This window comes from Shimia sp. CNT1-13L.2 (genome assembly GCF_024331145.1).
Lineage (GTDB): Bacteria > Pseudomonadota > Alphaproteobacteria > Rhodobacterales > Rhodobacteraceae > Shimia.
In genome coordinates, this window is sequence record NZ_JANDJO010000001.1 from 122,231 (window position 1) to 139,162 (window position 16,932).

Annotated in this window: 16 protein-coding genes; 13 read left to right on the forward strand and 3 right to left on the reverse strand. The window is 61.3% G+C overall.

What is annotated here, in order from left to right; translation table 11 throughout:
• Positions 1-102: 102 nt before the first annotated feature.
• From NNA36_RS00575 to NNA36_RS00590, 4 genes are all read left to right on the forward strand, one after another.
• The gene (locus tag NNA36_RS00575) at positions 103-981 is read left to right on the forward strand and encodes a LysR family transcriptional regulator (RefSeq protein WP_255103266.1); all 879 of its coding nucleotides are present in this window, start codon (positions 103-105) and stop codon (positions 979-981) included.
• 153 nt (positions 982-1,134) lie between these two features.
• Complete coding sequence (locus NNA36_RS00580; RefSeq protein WP_255103268.1) at positions 1,135-2,505, forward strand: tryptophanase; 1,371 nt, start codon at positions 1,135-1,137, stop codon at positions 2,503-2,505.
• A gap of 227 nt (positions 2,506-2,732) precedes the next feature.
• Positions 2,733-3,608: a macro domain-containing protein gene (locus tag NNA36_RS00585; protein WP_255103270.1), complete on the forward strand. Its 876-nt coding sequence runs from the start codon at positions 2,733-2,735 to the stop codon at positions 3,606-3,608.
• Positions 3,609-3,622: 14 nt separating this feature from the next.
• Complete coding sequence (locus NNA36_RS00590; protein ID WP_255103272.1) at positions 3,623-4,606, forward strand: DarT ssDNA thymidine ADP-ribosyltransferase family protein; 984 nt, start codon at positions 3,623-3,625, stop codon at positions 4,604-4,606.
• A gap of 177 nt (positions 4,607-4,783) precedes the next feature.
• Here the strand turns inward: NNA36_RS00590 and NNA36_RS00595 are convergent, their stop codons facing one another.
• Entirely contained in the window at positions 4,784-5,578 is a 795-nt protein-coding gene (locus tag NNA36_RS00595) for a 23S rRNA (adenine(2030)-N(6))-methyltransferase RlmJ (RefSeq protein WP_255103274.1), read from the reverse strand.
• Between the two features lie 226 nt (positions 5,579-5,804).
• On the opposite strand from NNA36_RS00595, the gene NNA36_RS00600 reads away from it, so the two are divergent.
• The 6 genes from NNA36_RS00600 to NNA36_RS00625 all read left to right on the forward strand — a co-directional run bounded on the left by NNA36_RS00600 (position 5,805) and on the right by NNA36_RS00625 (position 12,413).
• Positions 5,805-6,845 (forward strand): rod shape-determining protein, encoded by a 1,041-nt coding sequence (locus NNA36_RS00600; RefSeq protein WP_255103276.1) that lies wholly within the window; start codon positions 5,805-5,807, stop codon positions 6,843-6,845.
• A gap of 37 nt (positions 6,846-6,882) precedes the next feature.
• Positions 6,883-7,779 (forward strand): rod shape-determining protein MreC, encoded by an 897-nt coding sequence (gene mreC, locus NNA36_RS00605; RefSeq protein ID WP_255103278.1) that lies wholly within the window; start codon positions 6,883-6,885, stop codon positions 7,777-7,779.
• Complete coding sequence (locus tag NNA36_RS00610; RefSeq protein ID WP_255103280.1) at positions 7,772-8,314, forward strand: rod shape-determining protein MreD; 543 nt, start codon at positions 7,772-7,774, stop codon at positions 8,312-8,314. The genes mreC and NNA36_RS00610 overlap by 8 nt, the downstream gene beginning before the upstream one ends.
• Positions 8,311-10,257: a penicillin-binding protein 2 gene (gene mrdA, locus NNA36_RS00615; RefSeq protein ID WP_255103282.1), complete on the forward strand. Its 1,947-nt coding sequence runs from the start codon at positions 8,311-8,313 to the stop codon at positions 10,255-10,257. The genes NNA36_RS00610 and mrdA overlap by 4 nt, the downstream gene beginning before the upstream one ends.
• Positions 10,254-11,393, forward strand: coding sequence for a rod shape-determining protein RodA (gene rodA, locus NNA36_RS00620; RefSeq protein WP_255103284.1), 1,140 nt, complete (start codon positions 10,254-10,256; stop codon positions 11,391-11,393). The genes mrdA and rodA overlap by 4 nt, the downstream gene beginning before the upstream one ends.
• 90 nt (positions 11,394-11,483) lie before the next feature.
• On the forward strand, positions 11,484-12,413 hold the full coding sequence (locus NNA36_RS00625) for a glyoxylate/hydroxypyruvate reductase A (protein WP_255103286.1): 930 nt from the start codon (positions 11,484-11,486) through the stop codon (positions 12,411-12,413).
• Between the two features lie 70 nt (positions 12,414-12,483).
• Here NNA36_RS00625 and NNA36_RS00630 read toward each other — a convergent pair whose 3' ends face one another.
• Together NNA36_RS00630 and NNA36_RS00635 are read right to left on the reverse strand one after the other, a co-directional pair.
• On the reverse strand, positions 12,484-13,272 hold the full coding sequence (locus NNA36_RS00630) for an SseB family protein (RefSeq protein ID WP_255103288.1): 789 nt from the start codon (positions 13,270-13,272) through the stop codon (positions 12,484-12,486).
• Complete coding sequence (locus NNA36_RS00635; protein WP_255103290.1) at positions 13,269-13,847, reverse strand: uracil-DNA glycosylase family protein; 579 nt, start codon at positions 13,845-13,847, stop codon at positions 13,269-13,271. Before NNA36_RS00635 ends, NNA36_RS00630 begins: the two co-directional genes overlap by 4 nt.
• A gap of 105 nt (positions 13,848-13,952) precedes the next feature.
• On the opposite strand from NNA36_RS00635, the gene NNA36_RS00640 reads away from it, so the two are divergent.
• The 3 genes from NNA36_RS00640 (at position 13,953) to NNA36_RS00650 (ending at position 16,755) form a co-directional block, all read left to right on the forward strand.
• On the forward strand, positions 13,953-14,300 hold the full coding sequence (locus NNA36_RS00640) for a helix-turn-helix transcriptional regulator (RefSeq protein WP_255103292.1): 348 nt from the start codon (positions 13,953-13,955) through the stop codon (positions 14,298-14,300).
• Entirely contained in the window at positions 14,293-15,327 is a 1,035-nt protein-coding gene (locus NNA36_RS00645; RefSeq protein ID WP_255103294.1) for a permease, read from the forward strand. Before NNA36_RS00640 ends, NNA36_RS00645 begins: the two co-directional genes overlap by 8 nt.
• A gap of 180 nt (positions 15,328-15,507) precedes the next feature.
• Positions 15,508-16,755: a Na+/H+ antiporter NhaA gene (locus NNA36_RS00650; RefSeq protein ID WP_255103296.1), complete on the forward strand. Its 1,248-nt coding sequence runs from the start codon at positions 15,508-15,510 to the stop codon at positions 16,753-16,755.
• The last annotated feature ends 177 nt before the right edge of the window (positions 16,756-16,932 follow it).

A 16,932-nucleotide genomic window follows, 5' to 3' on the forward strand; every position in this document is an offset into this window, starting at 1 on the left:
TGTTTCCTGATGCCCCCGTTCTGCCGTCCGGCCCCCCCATGAATCAAATTGATTGATTTCATCACCTGATCTAAATTGGTCATGCAAATGCCGGAGCACACCATGACCCTCAGAATGGACATCGACGCCCTTCAGGCCCTCTGTGCCATCGAAGACCAGGGCGGCATCACCCGCGCCGCCGACCACCTCGCGCTGTCGCAATCCGCGGTGTCGCACAAGATCAAGCGCCTCGAGGACAAGCTGGGCCGCACCCTGCTCACCCGCCGCCCCGGCGCCCCGACCTTCTCCGAAGACGGCCGCGCCCTCCTGACCTATGCCCGCCGGATTCTGGCCCTGCATGACGAGGCCGTGCTGCACCTCACCAACAGCCCGCTCACCGGCCACCTGCGCCTTGGCATGACCGAAGACACCACCAGCGGCGGCCTGTCCCGCATCCTCGCCCGCTTTGCCCGCCTGCACCCCGACGTCAGCGTGCGCACCCACGTCAGCCAGAGCCTGTCACTCATGGCCGATCTCGAACAGGGCGAGATCGACCTCGCCATCATGCAGATCTTCGCCCATGAAACCCGCCCCGGCGACATCGTGCTGTTCCACGATCACCTGCACTGGGTCGCCTCGCCCGACCTGCCCCTGCCCGATGATCGCCCGCTGCCCTTCCTCGCCTTTGATGACAACTGTTTCTACAAACACTGGGCCATGACACTCGGACAGGCGGGGGGGCGCGATTTTCGCACCGTCCTGCAATGCGCCAGCAACGCCGGCATTGTTTCGGCGGTCGAAGCGGGCCTTGGCATCGCCCTCCTGAACGCCCGCCACATCACGCCGCGTATGACCATCATCGACCCGCAGATCGGCGCCCCGCCCCCCGACATCGCCTATGTCGTGCGCATCGCCCGCAAATCCCGCTCCGCCCCCGCCCGCGCCCTGGCCGAAGAAATCCAGACCGAAGCCCGGGGCCAGAACGTGCTTCAGGCGGTCTGAGCCATCTTGACCACTCCGCAAATCTGCCCGATAACAACCCCCGCAACGAATGGGCGCTGAGCGCGGTCCTCCTATGGGCAACCGCGGCGCTATGGCCCCATCACGTAAACGTTGCCGTGAATCCATCCGGGGCCATCCACACGGAGCCCTGAGATGAAAACCATCATCGAACCCTTCCGCATCAAATCCGTCGAACCGATCCGCATGACCACCCGCGCGGAACGCCAGGACCTTTTGCAGGCCGCCAACTACAACCTCTTTGCCCTGAAATCAGACGACGTGCTGATTGACCTGCTGACCGACTCCGGCACCGGCGCCATGAGCGCGGCGCAATGGTCGGCCGTCATGCAGGGCGACGAAAGCTATGCCGGCTCGCCCTCCTTCTACCGCTTCGAGGCGGCGGTAAAGAACCTGATGCCCTTCAACCACGTGATCCCCACCCACCAGGGCCGCGCCGCCGAAGCCATCCTGTTCTCCATGTTCGGTGGCGCAGGCCGCAACATCCCCAACAACACCCACTTCGACACCACCCGCGGCAATATCGAGGCCTCGGGCGCGCAGGGCCACGACCTCGTGATCGCCGAAGGCAAGGATCCCGCCTCAGAACACCCCTTCAAGGGCAACATGGATCTCGACCGCCTTGATGCCTACCTCGAAGACCACGGCGACAGCGTGCCCTGCGTGATGCTCACCATCACCAACAACGCCGGCGGCGGCCAGCCCGTCAGCCTCGCCAACATCCGCGCCACCGCCGCGCTCGCCCGCAAATACGGCAAGCCCTTCTTCATCGACGGCTGCCGCTTTGCCGAAAACGCGTGGTTCATCAAGACCCGCGAAGACGGCCAGCAGGACCGCAGCATCCCCGAAATCGTCCGCGATTGTTTCGCCGAGGCCGACGGCATGACCATGTCCGCCAAGAAGGACGCCTTCGGCAACATCGGCGGCTGGCTGGCGCTGAACGATGATGGCCTCGCCGAAACCGCCCGCAACCACCTGATCCGCACCGAGGGCTTCCCCACCTACGGCGGCCTCTCAGGGCGCGATCTCGAAGCCCTCGCCCAGGGCCTGTCCGAGATCGTCGACGAGGATTACCTGCGCTACCGCATCCGCACCAACGCCTATATCATCGAACGCCTCGACGCCCTTGGCGTCCCGGTGGTGAAACCGGCAGGCGGCCACGCGGTCTTCATCGACGCCCGCCGCTGGCTCTCGCATATCCCGCCGCTCGAGTACCCCGGCCACGCGCTGGCCGTCGCGCTCTACGAAATCGCCGGCATCCGCAGCTGCGAGATCGGCACCGTGATGTTCGGCCGCCACCCCGACGGCAGCGAACACCCCGCCGCGATGGACCTCGTCCGCCTCGCCATGCCCCGCCGCACCTACACCCAGAGCCACGCCGACTATATCGTCGAGGCCTTCGAGGAACTGGCAAAGGCTCGCGAAAGCCTCACCGGCTACCGCATCGTGAAGGAACCCCAACTCATGCGCCACTTCACCTGCCACTTCGAGCCCATCGACGGCTGATACCAAGCAAAAGAAAGCCGCCCAATCGGGCGGCTTTCCCCGTTCTTTTACCTTAAGCAACGATACACAAATCACTTCAGTGCAAAACAACAAAATTGAGCTTAGATTTATCTTGTCGTATTGAAGTGATACGAAAGACAAACGTACCACGCCTGCATCTCAGGTTGGCTCCTTCTTCTGCTTCTAGGTAGTAATTGGGGGAAGCCTTTTTAGTACAGGTAGGAAGAATGATTACATACCTAAAGTCCGACCTGTTCGACTCAGAGGCTCAGACACTAGTAAACACGGTGAATTGCGTAGGAGTAATGGGCAAGGGCATCGCCAAGGAGTTTAAGAAGCGCGACCGAGAGATGTTCAAAGCTTACAAGTCAATTTGCGATCAAAAGCTACTTGTACCCGGAAAGCTTTGGCTCTGGCGCCGCAAGACGCCTTGGGTCTTGAATTTCCCAACGAAAAACCACTGGCGAGGGGCATCTAAACTAGAATGGATTGAGTCTGGGCTCGATAAATTTGCGAATACTTATTCAGAAAAGGGTATCACTAGCATCTCTTTCCCCAAGCTTGGTTGTGGAAACGGTGGACTTCGGTGGGAAGCCGTTCAACCAGTAATGGAAAAGTACCTTGCGGATATTGATATTGATGTTTTTATTCACGATGTTGAGGGACACCCAAGCATACCTGAACACATCGAATACTCTTCAACAGAAATAGCCTTCCCTACCACGTTTGAAGAGTTTGAGGAGGCACTGAGAGACTACGCCACCAAAAATAGCAAGCAAACGACGCTATTAAGCCGAGAGAGTTATTCCGTTCGTCTAGATCAACCCGACTGCATTGTAATGACCGTTCGAGGAGACGATTTTTCAGTTACACAAGATGATCTGAGGGGCCTTTGGCTAAACCTTCTAAATGGTCGCATTACCCATAAAGAAGCGGAGTGGTTCAACACTAGTCTCCGCGGAACCTTGGTCGACCTTGTTGCGCGCCTACCTTTTACAAGCGCAACCCTACAATCAAAGAACAACGAGATGGCGATTTCCGTCGGAATATCACGCGAAACAAATGGCCAGACGATTGTATCCAATCAAAATGAGCTGATTTAGAAGAAAAAAATTCTATGCCTATTTCCAAAGCGACCGCTTTTGAGCACATAGCCGCGTGGCAAGTCGAGCTAGCCACGCCAATTTATCCCTACAGGAAATTTTGGCCCAAACTCCTGTTCCATCATTCACCGCTCGAAAACGCGATAAAAATTATTCGTGAAGACGCACTACGAGCACGGAATGATCCGGAGTTATCGTTAGATCGCGATGTAGCGGCCGCGGAGGTCCTCGCTGCCAAGGAATTCGCTCAGAATTATGTAAGATTCTACTTTAGGCCCGGCACTCCCACCCAATTTCATATCGAAGGAATAAGAAAGCCAGGCGAGTGTAAATTTGGCGACCCAACGCATTGTCCTATCCTGATTATGTTTGTGTTCAATGCTGAGCCAGTTTTGACATCTCACGGCACATGTTTTTCTGATGGCAACATGCAGTCGGCGGCCACCACTTGGGGAGAAGATGACAGCTTTTTCCTGTCACTACCCTTTTCATCAATTTACAGCGTTGGGCCCTGCGACACCGACGTTGTAAGGATGAGGTGCGCAGAAGTTCTCGCATTATCACCAGTCAAACCTTCGGAAACCTTGAACGCAATCGTGTTTAGATCAACCCCAGAACGAGACACATTTCTCTATATGATCGGAGATCTAGCTTCGTACTGGCGCACAAAATGCCATGTTTCGGATGCACTTAAAACTTTCGAAAAACGATTTAGCTTCATTGATAAGACAAACTTAGAGCATACCGGGGTCAGCTTCACGATGAACCCCAGGTATGACGGTAAAATGGTAGACGTTAGTATAGAAGTTTTGTTTGGTGATGAGGCCAAAGCTTTTGCCTCAATCAAGTACAACTCAATTTCAGCTAAGCCTCCGATAGCTGGCAACTATTGGAAATGGAACATCGATATTCCAGACGGAGAATGGATCGTCAAAATCGAAATAGATGGGCACCTAGCTTATCTGAACAAGCACACCATTTCAGCAGAACTATACTGACAAAACAATATCGAAGCCCCTCATCGTAATTGTCGACGTATCGAAAGCACTCTGCGATTGTGAGCTGCATCCAACGCACGCCCCCTTAACCCCGCCCATCCGGGGTGGGGGCACCTCCGCAATACCGACGTAATACCGACGTGGCACCGACGCGTCCTTGCGGGCCCTTTTCAGGCGTTAACGAAGACTGTTGAAAAACCCGTCCAGGCGGTGGCATTCGGTGTCGAGCCCGTAGGGCGCGTTCGCGATGAACATGCCCGAGCCCACCATCCGGTGGCCCTCGCGGGCCGGCGGGAACCGGACCTCGTGGCAGAGGGTTTTCGGAAAATCCTTTGCCTTCAACGCCTTGACCATGTCCTCATGGCTGCCATCCGTCAGCACGGGATACCACAGCGCGATCACGCCCACGTTCCATTTGCGGTGAATCTTGGCGATGAAATCCGGCAGGGTTTTGTAATCTTTTTTGATTTCATAGCTCGGGTCGATCAGCATCAGCCCCCGGCGCGGTTCCGGCGGGCAAACCGCCTGCGCCATCGCAAAGCCATCCTGCTTGTAGACCTTTGAAATCACGCCATTTTTCACACCAAACATCGATTCGTTCAGCGCCGCGTTTTCCTGCGGGTGCAACTCTGCAAGGTGCATCCGGTCCCCCGCCCGCAGGCAGGCCGCCGCCAGCAGCGGAGAGCCCCCGTAAGCCGTTGCCCCGTAACGATTTTTCACCTCGTCCAGCGCACGCCGGAACGGGTGGTCAGCGTCAAACCACGCCTCGGCCACCCCGATCCCCGCCGCCGCCTCGCCGGTCTTCACCGCCTCCGGCGCATCAAGGTGGTACAACCCCCGCCCCGAATGGGTTTCCAAGTAACTGAAAGGTTTGGACTTTTTGCCCATATACGCCAGCATCACACAGAGCAGCGCATGTTTCTGAACGTCCGCCAGATTGCCCGCATGATAGATATGCTGATAGCTGAGCATCGCCCCATCCCCCGTTCCAATCCGCCGCTCGTAGCGCAGATTTTCCGCCCAAGAAACCCTCCCCCAAGCCCCCCACTCGAAAACCCTGCAAAAACACGGCGGATTCACGCTGATTTCGCCTCGCACACCCTTCCCGTCGCCAAGGTGCCTCACTATAAGAGAGTCGGTTCGTGCTGACGGGAGTCGCGGGCCTATTTGGGATATTTTCGGGAACGGAACACAACATATGCTGGGAAATCTGGGCGGCCTGTTTACCTCTGACATGGCAATCGACCTCGGTACTGCGAACACGCTGGTCTATGTCAAAGGCAAGGGGGTCATCCTGTCCGAGCCTTCGGTTGTCGCCTATCACGTCAAGGACGGCATCAAGAAAGTGCTGGCCGTGGGCGAAGACGCCAAGCTGATGCTGGGCCGGACGCCGGGTTCGATCGAAGCCATCCGCCCCATGCGGGACGGTGTCATCGCCGATTTCGACGTTGCCGAGGAGATGATCAAGCACTTCATCCGCAAGGTCCACAAACGCTCGACCTTCTCCAAGCCCAAGATCATCGTCTGCGTTCCCCATGGCGCCACCCCCGTTGAAAAACGTGCGATCCGTCAATCGGTTCTCTCGGCAGGCGCCCGTCGCGCCGGCCTGATCGCAGAACCCATCGCCGCCGCCATCGGCGCCGGCATGCCGATCACCGATCCGACCGGCAACATGGTTGTCGACATCGGCGGCGGCACCACCGAGGTGGCCGTTCTGTCGCTCGGCGACATCGTCTATGCGCGCTCGGTCCGTGTCGGGGGCGACCGCATGGACGAGGCGATCATCAACTACCTGCGCCGCAACCAGAACCTTCTGGTCGGCGAAGCCACCGCCGAACGCATCAAAACCCAGATCGGCACCGCCCGTATGCCCGATGATGGCCGCGGCGCGTCGATGCAGATCCGGGGCCGCGACCTTCTGAACGGCGTACCCAAAGAAACCGAGATCAGCCAGGCACAGGTGGCCGAGGCCCTGTCGGAACCGGTCCAGCAGATCTGCGAAGCGGTGATGACCGCGCTGGAAGCCACCCCGCCGGACCTTGCGGCCGACATCGTCGACCGTGGTGTTATGCTGACGGGTGGTGGCGCCCTTCTTGGCGATCTCGATCTCGCCCTGCGCGAACAGACCGGCCTTGCGGTCTCGATTGCAGACGAGTCTCTGAACTGCGTGGCGATGGGCACCGGCAAGGCGCTCGAATATGAAAAGCAGCTGCGTCACGCCATCGACTACGACAGCTAAGCCACCTCTAGGCGCAGCGACCTGAACAGGGGGAAGCGTGGCCCGGGACCGGACATCAGGCGAAGACTATATTGCCCCGATCAGGCGTCTGCTTCTGGGCATTCTTGTCCTGTGCCTTGTGGGCATCTTCCTGCTCTGGCGCATCGACTCGCCGCGTGTCGAACGCTTCCGCGCACAGATCGTCGATGCGGTCCTGCCCTCGTTTGACTGGACGATGACGCCCGTCACCGCCACCGTCGACCTGTTTCGCGATTTCCAGAGCTACCAGCGCATCGTGGAACAGAACCGCGAGCTGCGCCGCGAGCTTCAGCAGATGAAGGCCTGGAAAGAGGCCGCCCTCCAGCTGGAACAGGAAAACGCCCGCCTGCTCGATCTCAACAACGTCCGCCTTGACCCGCGCCTGACCTATATCACCGGCGTTGTCCTGGCCGACAGCGGCTCTCCGTTCCGTCAATCCGTGCTGCTGAACATCGGGGCGCGCGATGGCGTCGTGGATGGCTGGGCGGCAATGGATGGCATCGGGCTTGTGGGACGCATCTCCGGCACTGGCAGAAACTCGAGCCGCGTGATCCTGCTGACCGACAGTTCCTCGCGCATTCCGGTTGTCGTTCAACCCTCCGGCCAGCGCGGCCTTGTCGAAGGCGACAACACACCGGCCCCCTATCTGGATTTTCTTGAAAACACCGATCAGGTCCGCCCGGGTGACCGTGTCGTGACCTCTGGTGACGGTGGCGTGTTCCCTGCGGGCCTGCTGGTCGGTCAGGTCGCCTCCGATCCCGGCGGCCGCCTGCGCGTGCGCCTCTCGGCCGATTACGAGCGTCTCGAATTCCTGCGCGTCCTGCGCCACCACGGACGCGAGACCATCACCGAACCCGGCGAAGTCGTCGGCCCGGTGTTCCTGCCAACCCCGGCACCGGAGGCAAGCGATGGCTGATCACATCGCAAGCGGACGGCGCTGGCGGATGCGCATTGCCTATCTCCTGATCGCGCTTGGCGTGGTCTATCTTCAACTGCTGCCCTTCCAGACCATGCCGCGCGGCTGGTCCGGCCCCGACCTTCTGGTGGTGCTGACCGTGGCATGGGCCACGCGTCGTCCGGAATACGTCCCTGTCCTTGCGGTGGGTGTGGTCTTCCTGCTGGCCGATCTGATCCTGCTGCGTGCGCCGGGCCTTCTTGCCGCCATCATGGTCATCGCCCGCCAGACCCTGCGCCGCCAGTCGCTGATCCTGCGCGACGCCCCCTTCCCCACCGAATGGGCCACCGCCGCCGCAACCCTTGTTGCCATCATGCTGGCCGAGCGCCTCGCGCTGACCATCTTCCTTGTCGACCGCGCCCCGCTTGGCCTGAGCGTCATGCAGCTGTTCATGAACATCCTGTTCTACCCGCTGGTCGTCATGGCCTCGCACCTGATCCTCGGTCTGCGCAAATCGGCACCGGGGGATGACGACACGCTGGCAGGTGCAACATGAGACGCCCCGGTCAGGATAACGCGGAATCCCACCGCCGCCTGTCGCGCCGCGCCCTGCTTCTGGGCGGCGCACAGATCGTCTTCATGTCGATGCTGGGCCTGCGGATGCGCTATCTTCAGGTCGATCAGGCCGACCAGTTCCGCCTGCTGGCCGAGGAAAACCGCATCAATATCCGCCTGCTGCCCCCGGCCCGTGGAGAAATCTTTGATCGCAACGGCGTGCCGATCGCCGTTAACGAACCGTCCTATCGCATAACCATGGTGCGCGAGGATGCCGGCGACGTCGAACAGGTGATCTCGCAGCTCTCGTCGCTGGTCGATCTCGACGAAGTCACCCTCAACCGCGCCCGCGCCGAGATGAAACGCTCGGCCCCCTTCCTGCCGGTCACCCTGGCCGACCACATCTCGTGGGAGGAAATGAGCCGCATCGCCGTCAACGCGCCCTCTCTGCCGGGCATCACCCCCGAGGTCGGCCTGTCGCGGCAATACCCGATCCGGGGCGATTTCGCCCATGTGGTCGGCTACGTCGGCCCCGTCTCCGACTATGACCTGTCCAAGATCGAAGACCCCGACCAGCTCTTGCGCATTCCGCGCTTCCAGATCGGCAAGGTCGGCGTGGAATCCAAACTCGAAGACAACCTGCGCGGCAAGGCCGGTGCCAAACGGGTCGAGGTTAACTCGGTCGGCCGTGTCATGCGCGAACTCGACCGCCGCGAAGGCCAGCAGGGCGCAGACCTGCAACTGACCCTTGATCAGTCACTGCAATCCTACATCCAGGCCCGCCTTGGCGAGGAAAGCGCCGCCGCCGTGGTGATCGACTGCCAGAACGGCGATATCCTGTCGCTCAACTCCTCGCCCAGCTTTGATCCGAACCTTTTTGTCACCGGCATCTCGGTGGCCGACTACCGTGACCTGACCGAAAACAACTACCGGCCCCTTGCCGCGAAATCGGTTCAGGGCACCTACCCGCCCGGATCGACTTTCAAGATGGTCACCGCACTTGCCGCGTTGGAAGAGGGCATCATCACCCCCGAAGACACGGTCTGGTGCCCCGGCCATCTCGAAGTGTCGAACAGACGCTTCCACTGCTGGAAACGCGCCGGTCACGGCCACGTCGACCTTGAAGAGGCCCTGCGCGAAAGCTGCGACGTCTATTTCTACGATGTCGCCCTCAAGCTCGGCATCGACAAACTCTCTGCCGTGGCCGATCGCCTTGGCCTTGGTCACAAGTTCGACCTGCCCCTCTCCGGCATCGCGCGCGGCCTTAACCCGACCCGCGAATGGAAAGAACGCGTGCGCGGACAGGCATGGGTTGTCGGCGATACCGTCAACGCCTCCATCGGACAGGGCAACGTGCTGGCCTCGCCCCTGCAACTGGCCGTCATGACCGCGCGCCTTGCCTCGGGCAAGGACATCACGCCGCGCCTCGTGAAATCCGTGGACGGCATCGAAACACCCCACCCAGAAGCACAGTCGCTTGGCTTCAACGCAAACAACCTGCAGAAAATCCGCAGGGCGATGTTCACCGTCTCCAACCACCGGCGCGGCACGGCCTATGGCAGCCGCATCATCGAAGACGCCTACCGCATGGCCGGCAAGACCGGCACCAGTCAGGTCCGCAACATCACCGCCGCCGAACGCGCCCGCGGCGTCACCAAGAACGAAGACCTGCCCTGGGAACGCCGCGACCACGCCCTGTTCGTGAACTTCGCGCCCTATGACAATCCGCGCATCGCGGTTGCGGTGGTCGTGGAACATGGCGGCGGCGGCTCAACAGCGGCCGCGCCCATCGCCCGTGACATCACCCTTCAGGCCCTGCATGGCGGGATGCCGCCGCTGGATGCCTACCCCACCAAGGACCGCAAGAGGATCGAGGAACAGCAAAAGCGCCTGCGCGCCGTGATCCCCGATCGCGACGGCAACCGCGGGGGCGACCGCGCATGAGCTATCTCGAGTATACGGTCAAGACCGTCCCCACCGGCATCCGCAAGCTGCTCTACCTGAACTGGCCGCTCATTCTCCTTCTGGCCGCCGTCTCCGGTGTCGGCTTCATGATGCTCTTCTCCGTGGCGGGCGGATCGTTCTCGCCCTGGGCCGAACCCCAGATGAAACGCTTCGGCATGGCACTCGTGCTGATGCTCATCGTGGCGATGACCCCGATCTGGTTCTGGCGCAGCATTTCGGGCTTTGCCTATGTCGGCACCATCGTGCTTTTGATCCTTGTCGAAGTCATGGGCAGCGTCGGCATGGGCGCGCAGCGCTGGATCGACCTTGGCTTCATGCGCCTGCAACCCTCCGAGCTGATGAAAATCACCCTCGTGATGGCGCTGGCCGCCTACTACGACTGGCTCGCCCCCGAACGAACCTCGCGCCCCCTGTGGATCGCCCTGCCGGTGATCGCCATCCTTTTGCCCACGGCCCTTGTCCTGCGCCAGCCGGACCTTGGCACCTCGATCCTGCTTGTGACCGGCGGCGGCATCGTGATGTTCATGGCAGGCGTACACTGGGGCTATTTTGCTGCGGTCATCGGGATGATCGGCGGCCTCGTCACCGCCGTGTTCCAGTCGCGCGGCACCACATGGCAGCTTCTCAAGGACTACCAGTATCGCCGGATCGACACCTTCCTTGATCCCTCCTCCGATCCCCTCGGGGCCGGCTACCACATCACACAGTCCAAGATCGCACTTGGCTCTGGCGGCTGGACAGGGCGAGGCTTCATGCAGGGCACGCAATCGCGCCTGAACTTCCTGCCCGAGAAACACACCGACTTCATCTTCACCACCCTGGCCGAGGAATTCGGTTTTCTCGGCGGCATATCCCTCTTGGGCCTCTACGGCCTTATCATCCTGTTCTGCATTGCCGCAGCCCTTGTGAACCGTGATCGCTTTTCTTCGCTGCTGATCCTTGGCATCACCACCACCTTCTTCCTGTTCTTTGCCGTCAACATGTCGATGGTCATGGGCATGGCCCCGGTGGTCGGCGTCCCCCTCCCGCTGGTCAGCTACGGCGGCTCGGCGATGCTGGTCCTGATGGTCGCCTTCGGCCTTGTCCAAAGCGCCCACGTCCACCGCCCGCGCTAAGCCTCTTGCCTAATGGGCGCGACTGTGGCCTGACTGTCGCGCGGAGCGTTCCACTTCGCCCAAGACCATCAGCTTTCGGAGTGCCCGCCCATGATCAACGTCCTTTTCGCCGCCCGTTCTGAACGCTGGGACACCTACGAGGCCCCCTTGCGCGCGGCCTTTGCCAAGGCCGGGCTGGACGTTGACCTGCGCACCGAATTCGCCCCCGAAGAGGTGGATTACATCGTCTACGCCCCCAACAGCGAGGTTCAGGACTTTACCCCCTACACCCGCTGCAAGGCTGTGCTCAATCTCTGGGCCGGCGTCGAGGCCATCACCGGCAACAAAACCCTGACCCAGCCCCTGGCCCGCATGGTCGATCCCGGCCTGACAAACGGCATGGTTGAATGGGTCACCGGCCACACCCTGCGCCACCATCTCGGCATGGATCGCCACATCACCGGCCAGACCGGCGAATGGGTCGTCACCACGCCCCCCCTTGCCCGCGAACGGCGCGTGACCATCCTTGGCATCGGCGCGCTTGGTGCCTCCTGTGCGCATGCCCTGACCGGTCTTGGCTTTCCCGTCACCGGCTGGAGCCGCTCGCCCAAGGATGTCGATGGCATCACCTGTCTGCATGGCGACGACGGCCTGAAACAGGCCCTCGAGACGGCGGATATCCTGATCCTCCTGCTGCCCGACACCCCCGCCACGCAGAACGTAATCAACGCCGAGGCCCTCTCGCGGATGCCCAAGGGGGCCTTTATCATCAACCCCGGTCGCGGCCCGCTGATCGATGATGAGGCCCTGATCGCGGCCCTCGACAGCGGCCAGATCGCCCACGCCACGCTCGATGTCTTCCGCGTCGAGCCCCTGCCTGCCGATCATCCGTTCTGGGCACATCCCAAGGTCACGGTCACCCCACACATCGCCGCCGAAACCCGCCCCGAAACCGCAAGCGAGGTCATCGCCGAAAACATCCAGCGCGGCGAGGCAGGCCAACCTTTCCTCAACCTCGTGGATCGCGCACGCGGCTACTGAAGCCCCCCCATTCCAAGGGCAGCGCCTGCCTGGGCGGGCGCAAATGCGCCTGCCATTCAGAACACCACTCTTACCGAAGCTTCGGCGGGTTGTTCGGATCGCTGCCCGGTTTGACGGGCACGTATTCGGCAGGCTGTTCCGGTTCCGGCAGATCAAAGCGCAAACCCACCCGCGCCATCTGGGCCGCAACCGCGTCTGACGCCGCCACAAAGGCCACATCCAGCGCCCCCGCTTCGATCCCCGAAAAGGTCAGCGCCTCGGACACTGCCTTGGCCAGCGCCCCCTGCGCGTCGGGAATGGCGTCAACGATGCCAAGCATGTGGCTCTTGCTGCCGTTGTCGTAGGACACGCCCACAAGATAGGCCATCTTGGCCAGCCCCACGGCGGTCGTCAGCTTCTGATCCAGCGCCGTGACCAATGTCTCGGGCAATCCCCCCGGCGCGGTGAACTCTTCCGGCTTGGCCTCAACCTCGTCCGGTGCATGGGTCAGGGTCTCGGCCAGCCACGCCAGCGCCTCTGGCGGGATCAGGATCGACGACGGCGCCACTTCAAGGTTCACGCCCAATCCAATCCCCTGACCGGCCAGCATCGCGGCAATCACCCGCCCCGACAGCGCGGCATAGGGCGCGGGCTTGCCCACGAACTCCGACAGCCGCTCTTCGGTATCGAACACCAGGACAAACGCACTATCCGCCAGCTCGAAAAGCTCCGGCGAAATATTCTCGCCCTCGGCTTCCTTGGTCAAAAGCAGGAACAGCTCCGCATCCGCCAACCGCTCGTAAAACCGCAACCGCGCCGCATCATCCGAAGGCGCGGCCTCCATTGCCGCATGGGCCAGGTCGAGAGGGGTCTCAGTCATCGCAGAACATCCTTGATCGTCTGTCGCAGGTCCGGCAGCAACTCGGCCTCGAACCACGGATTTTTTCTAAGCCATGCCGTATTGCGCCACGACGGATGAGGCAAGGGGTAGCGCGCGGGCGCATGGTCGCGCCAGCCCCGCACGGCCTCGGTCACATTCTTGGTGCCAAGGTGCCATTTCTGCGAATAGCCCCCCACGAGAAGCGTCACCTCGACATCCTTCAAGGTCGCCATGGCCTTCTCCCGCCAGGTTCGGGCGCAAACCGGCGGCGGCGGCAGATCACTGCCCTTGTCGTTGTAGCCCGGAAAGCAAAAGGCCATCGGCAGGATCGCGATCCGGTCGCGATCATAGAAGGTGGCCTCATCCACCCCCATCCAATCGCGCAACCTGTCACCCGAGGGATCGGTAAAGGGGCGTCCGCTTTCATGCACCCGCGCGCCCGGCGCCTGCCCGACAATCAAAAGCCGCGCGCCGGGCCGGAACCAGGCCACGGGACGCGGCGCATGTGCCGTCGCGGTCGCCGCGAACCTGTCTTCACACAGGCGGCAGCTGCGTATCTCGTCAATCAACCCCATGCCGCCACCCTGCCTGCTCAACAGCCAAAAGGGAAACCGGATATTATTTCGACAATTCTCGAAATAAAACTTGCGCCAACCCAATATTTCGATATTTCTAGAAATATGAAACACGAATCGACAGAAGACCTCTCCCTCGCGGTCGCCGCCTCCACCTTTGCCGCGCTTGGTTCCGAGCAACGTCTCTCGGTCCTGCGCACTTTGGTACGGGCGGGCCACGACGGCCTGAGCATCGGTGAACTAGGCCAGCGCACGGGCGTGACCGGTTCCACCCTCACACACCACATGAAAATTCTCGCCCAGGCGGGTCTTGTCACCCAGGAAAAAAAGGGCCGGTCCATCATCTGCGCCGCGGTCGCCTATGACCAGGTCCAAACACTATCCGACTTTCTACTCAAGGAATGCTGCGCCGATTGCGCAGTCTGCACCGAGGAGCACCACTCTCATGGCTGATACCACCCACTCCCCCAGCCCGATCTCTTCGCTCTGGTCCCGCATCGACAAGGCCTGGCTGGCCCTCGTCCTGATCCTGATCGCGGTGGCCGTGCTTGATTTCCCGCAACTGCGCCCCACCATCGGCTTCGGGATCGAAGCCCTCCTGTCGACCGCCCCCTTCATCCTTTTCGCCATATTCGCCATCGGCTACCTCAAGGCCTCCGGGGCCGAGAACCTGCTGGCCAAGGCCTTCGAAGGGCGCGAAACCCGCATGATCGTGATGGGGGCCCTGCTTGGCGGCCTGTCGCCCTTCTGCTCCTGCGAGGTCATTCCGTTTATCGCCGCCCTCCTTGCCGTGGGTGCCCCGCTGTCGGCTGTCATGGCCTTCTGGCTGGCCTCACCGCTGATGGACCCGGCGATGTTCGCTATCACCTCCGGCACGCTTGGCATCGAATTCGCGCTGGCCAAAACGGTTTCGGCCATCGGGCTCGGCCTTCTGGGCGGCTTTGGCACCATGCTGCTGAAATCCACGCCGGTCTTCACCGATCCGCTGCGTGAGAAACCGCAGGTCGGCGGCTGCTGCGGCGTCAAGCAACCCTTCTCGGGCAAGCCCGTCTGGAAGTTCTGGGGCGAGGCCGAGCGCGTCTCCACCTTCCGCGAGGCAGTTCTGGAAAACGGCGCGTTCCTTCTCAAGTGGCTGGCCCTGGCCTATGTCATCGAAGCGCTGATGATCCACTATGTGCCTGCCTCGATGATTGCCTCCGTGCTGGGCGGCGACGGCGTGCAGCCGATCATCCTTGGCGCCCTTGTCGGAGCCCCGGCCTACCTGAATGGCTATGGCGCGGTGCCGCTGGTTGCCGGCCTGCTTGAACAGGGCATGTCGAACGGCGCGGCCATGAGCTTCGTGATCGCCGGTGGCGTCAGCTGCATCCCTGCCGCCATCGCAGTCTGGGCGCTGGTCAAACCCCGCGTCTTTGCCGCCTACCTGGGCTACGCGATGCTGGGGGCCTTCCTCGCCGGTCTTGCATGGCAGGCCATCGCCTGAACAAGGTCTGTCGCATGCACCCCGCAAGGGTGTCGTATATGCCCCGGCGCAATGGCGTCGGGGCAACACTGTTGAAATCCACGTGACAACGCCAGCCATACCCAGAGACCCGCGGTTGCCCAGAAAAGGTATTTCCGATAAGCAAATTTAAAACTCGTGAGCAGGAAGGGTGGAGCTTAGATGTATCGCGTCTGGAATTTTCTGACCAACTATTCACTGTTGCTTATCATCGGCGCCGTCATCGCGCTGGTCTGGGCCAACACAAACTACGACACCTATCACCACTTCGTTGAGTTCGTGATCTGGGACCATGCACCGATTGGTCACTTACACGACGGCCATCGCACCCTGACCCTGCACTACCTCGTGAATGACCTGTTGATGGCCTTCTTCTTCGGCATCGCCGCCAAGGAGGTCTGGGAAGCCGTGATCCTCAAAAACGGCAGCCTGCGCGGCAAGAAGGCGGCAACCCCGCTGTTCGCCACCGCAGGCGGCATGTTCGGCCCGATCGGCGTCTACCTTGGCCTTGCCCTGCTGTTGGGCTCCGACACCTACAATGCCGTGGCCAACGGCTGGGCGATCCCGACCGCGACCGACATCGCCTTTTCCTACCTGATTGGCCGTCTGGTCTTTGGCGCGGGGCACCCCGCCGTGCGCTTCCTGCTGCTTCTGGCCATCGCCGACGACGCCGCAGGCCTGATTATCCTCGCCATCTTCTACCCTTCGGGCGATCTGGCCCCCGAGTGGCTCCTGGTGTCCTTCGCGGCCGCATTGGTTGTCTTCCTGGTGTTCAACTGGCTTCCGCGCCGGATGGACCGCGGCAACCAGGCGCGCCCGAACTCGACCTGGGTCCGCAAGAATCTGCACTTCGTGCCCTATCTGATCGCGGCCGCCGTAAGCTGGTACGGTTTCATGCGCTCGGGTCTGCACCCGGCGCTTGGCCTCCTGCCCATCGTCCCCGCGATCCCGCACGCAGACCGCGCCTTCGGCATCTTCGCCGAGGCCGAAACCCATCTGCATGACCTGCTGAACGTCATCGAACACGCCCTCAAACATCCGGTCGAAATCGTTCTGTTCTTCTTTGGGCTGTGCAACGCGGGCGTCAAATTCTCCTCGATCGGCGATGCCACCTGGCTGGTTCTGGCCGGCCTGATCATCGGCAAACCCGTGGGTATCCTGATCTGCGGCTGGATCGCGGCCGTCCCCCTGCGTCTCGGCATTCCCGAGGGCATGCGCATCATCGACCTCGTGGTCATCGGCTTTGTCGCCGCCATCGGCTTTACCGTGTCGCTGTTCGTGGCCTCGGTCGCCTTCGACGCCGGTCCGGTTCAGGATGCCGCCAAGATGGGCGCGCTGTTCTCCTTCGCCGCGGCTGTCCTGTCGATCATAGCGGGCAAGATCTTCAGGGTTGAGAAGCGCGACTTCTAGGCCCTGCCAAGTTGAAAACCATGAAAACCGGCGCATTGACGCCGGTTTTTTTGTCATCTTTGCCAAATTTCTGCCGCAGATAGTTGCTATTAACCGTTCCAATCCATCATATTGAGGCACGAAGATCGCCATGAAAGAGCGGTCAGGAATTCCCGAAACGTGGGATGGCCAGAGCAG